Source organism: uncultured Campylobacter sp. (genome assembly GCF_937949835.1).
Lineage (GTDB): Bacteria > Campylobacterota > Campylobacteria > Campylobacterales > Campylobacteraceae > Campylobacter_B.
In genome coordinates, this window is sequence record NZ_CALEDC010000440.1 from 1 (window position 1) to 3,018 (window position 3,018).

At 43.3% G+C, this 3,018-nt stretch carries 3 protein-coding genes; all 3 read right to left on the reverse strand.

From position 1 onward, the window contains the following. Positions 1–1,353 (reverse strand): BadF/BadG/BcrA/BcrD ATPase family protein (locus tag Q0256_RS09790; protein ID WP_297962579.1); only part of this gene is annotated, 1,353 nt, incomplete at its 3' end. A gap of 294 nt (positions 1,354–1,647) precedes the next feature. After that, complete coding sequence (locus Q0256_RS09795; RefSeq protein WP_297962581.1) at positions 1,648–2,316, reverse strand: V-type ATP synthase subunit D; 669 nt, start codon at positions 2,314–2,316, stop codon at positions 1,648–1,650. A gap of 8 nt (positions 2,317–2,324) precedes the next feature. Next, on the reverse strand, positions 2,325–3,018 hold a 694-nt coding region (locus tag Q0256_RS09800), incomplete at its 5' end, for a V-type ATP synthase subunit B (RefSeq protein ID WP_297962583.1).

The following is a 3,018-nucleotide window of genomic DNA, read 5'->3' on the forward strand; positions in this document are numbered from 1 at the left end:
GGTCTGCAAAAACGAGCCGCAGCCCGAGCTACATGCCTCATTTAGCACGATAGAATCGATATTGCCATCTTTAATGGAGAAACACTTGATGTCCTGCCCGCCGATGTCGATGATAAAATCTACTTTCGGATTGAAGTGGCGCGCAGCGCTGTAATGCGCGATCGTCTCGACGATACCGTAATCAAAGCGAAAGGCGGTTTTAATGAGATCCTCGCCATAGCCGGTAACGCCGCTGCCCTTGATCTTGATGCGACCCTCGCAAAGATCGTATAGCTCCTTAAGACGCGGCAGCAGGATATCGACCGGATCGCCTTTATTGGAGGAGTAAAATTTATACAATAGTTCGTAGTTTTCGCCCATCAACACGACCTTGATCGTAGTACTGCCACAATCCACGCCCAAATACGCATCTCCGCTGTATGTGTGGATATCTACCTTAGGCACGCTTGCGCGGGCGTGGCGAGCGGTGAACTCGTCAAATTCCGCTCTGTCTTTGAAAAGCGGCGGCTCGGCTTCTAGCGCGGTTCTGTCGGGCTCCTTTTTTAAAAGCGCGATCGTCTCTTCCAAATTTAACGTCTCGCCCGTATCTTTTGCGTACAGCGCACTGCCGTAAGCCACGAAGTAAGGCGCGATGTCCGGGAAGGTCGCGGTTTCGTCGGTGAGCTTTAGCACCTCTTTAAAGCGCTTCTGAAGACCTTTTAGGAAAAACAACGGACCGCCCAGAAACAGGATATTGCCCTTGACTTCGCGACCTTGCGCAAGCCCCGAGATCGTCTGCTCGACGACCGCGGCGTAGATACTAGCGCAAATATCCTCTTTTCTAACGCCCTGATTTAGTAGCGGCTGAATGTCGCTTTTAGCAAACACACCACAGCGTGAGGCAATTGGGTAAATTTTATTTGCTGCAAAGCTTAGGCGGTCAAGCTCTGTGATATCCAGATGCAAAAGGTTGGTCATCTGATCGATAAATGCACCGGTGCCGCCCGCGCACGAGCCGTTCATCCGCTCCTCAAGTCCGCCCGTGAGAAATAAAATTTTAGCATCCTCGCCGCCTAACTCGATTACGACATCGGTCTTCGGAAACATCCGTTTGACGCCGAGCGAGGTAGCAAAAACCTCCTGGACGAACGGAATTTTACAATTTTTGGCGATACCCATGCCAGCCGAACCCGCTATGGCGACGCTGAATCGCTCGCCTGCGTAGCTTTTTTGAATTTGCAAAATTTTATCCAGCACCAGCTCTTTGGGCTTTGCCAAATGCCGCTCGTAGCTCTTGCTTAAAATTTCACATTTTTCGTTTAAAACTACCGTTTTAACAGTGGTTGATCCTACGTCAATGCCTAAAAAAATCACATCTCGCTCTTTACTGAATAAATTTTTACTCGGCCGAATCCTCGAATTTAGCGCGAGCTTTCTAAATTAAAATTTGCATTTTATAGTAATATTTTTAAACGCAAATAAAATCAGGATATATTTTATCTTTTTCTATCTAAAAATTCAACTTAATATAAATATTTTTTACAGAGAAAAAGCCTCGACTTCAAATTACAAAATCAAGGCTTCAATAATTCATTATAAATTTTTATGTTATCAAATCGCATCCGTTCGGTTTGATCTCCCATCTTCACTTATCTCTACGACAACCGGTCATTCCATATGCTCTCGTTCCTTATATCCATGAGCTTCTTCAAGCATCATATCCTTTACTTTCATGAGTCTGACTTGAGAGCTTCTCTCGTTTTCATCGAGTTTCATAGATATGTATTTAATGTTTTTTTGAGCCTCCGGAATTATAACGTGTTCCAAAGCATTTACTCTTCTCCTGGTTTTCTCTATTTCCGTAGACATCAGCTGACATGCCTTTTCAACTTCCGCCAATCTGATCATGTCATCCAAAATATTCTCGAGGGACCAGACGGCATCGTCCAGGTCACCTGATGTAAATGCATATCCGTATGAGTATATATCATTAACATTTTTTGTTCGCGTTTTCACCTCATATTTAGGTATATTTACACTCATTATATTTTCTAAAGTTATATCCAAGCTCACTTCCTGCTTAGGCATCATCAAAGCCAATTTCATTTCGGAAATATTCATCGCCGCTCTGGCGATGACAAAATTCTTATTGGCATGTGAAATTCCCTTTTCCACTTTCAATCTGAGTTCCATGTTCTCTTTGGCAAGTTCCAAAAACTGCCGCATGAGTTCATCTCTCTTATCTTTTAAAAGTTTATGACCTCTCACTGCGGTTATCAGCGTTTTCTTCAGCTTGGTCAACTCCATTCGTGTAGGTATTATAGTCTTAGATGCCATAATATCACCTACTTTCCATAATACTTATCTAAGAATTTATCATCTATACGCTTCAATTCGCTTCTAGGTAAGATAGATAGTAACTTCCAACCGATTTCGAGAGTTTCTTCAATTGATCTGTCGTTATCATATCCTTGAGAAACGTATTCCTGCTCAAATGCCTCAGCAAATTTGGCATAAATCAAATCTATTTCGGTCAGAGCTGCTTCTCCTAAGATGACCATCAGCTCTTTTGCATCCTTACCCCTTGCATAAGCCGCAAACAACTGGTTCATAGTGTTGCTGTGATCATCTCTGGTCTTTCCTTCTCCAATACCTTTATCCTTTAGACGGGATAGGGATGGCAGCACATCAATTGGCGGCTTTATACCCTTTCTGTAAAGCTCTCTGCTCAAAATTATCTGACCTTCCGTAATATATCCTGTCAAGTCCGGAATCGGATGCGTCTTATCATCTTCAGGCATAGTCAAAATCGGAATCATAGTAATGCTTCCTGCTTTTCCAATTTGTCTACCTGCTCTCTCATACAGAGTCGCTAAATCGGTGTACATATATCCCGGATATCCTCTTCTGCCCGGAACTTCCTTTCTCGCAGCTGACACTTCTCTAAGTGCATCCGCATAGTTTGTTATATCCGTTAAAATCACAAGTACGTGCATATCCTTTTCAAATGCCAGGTACTCTGCACATGTCAAAGCCATT

What these genes read in the sequence shown, in the direction of transcription:
- Q0256_RS09795 (WP_297962581.1), bottom strand. Translation starts at nt 2,316, where the DNA reads ATGGCATCTAAGACTATAATACCTACACGAATGGAGTTGACCAAGCTG.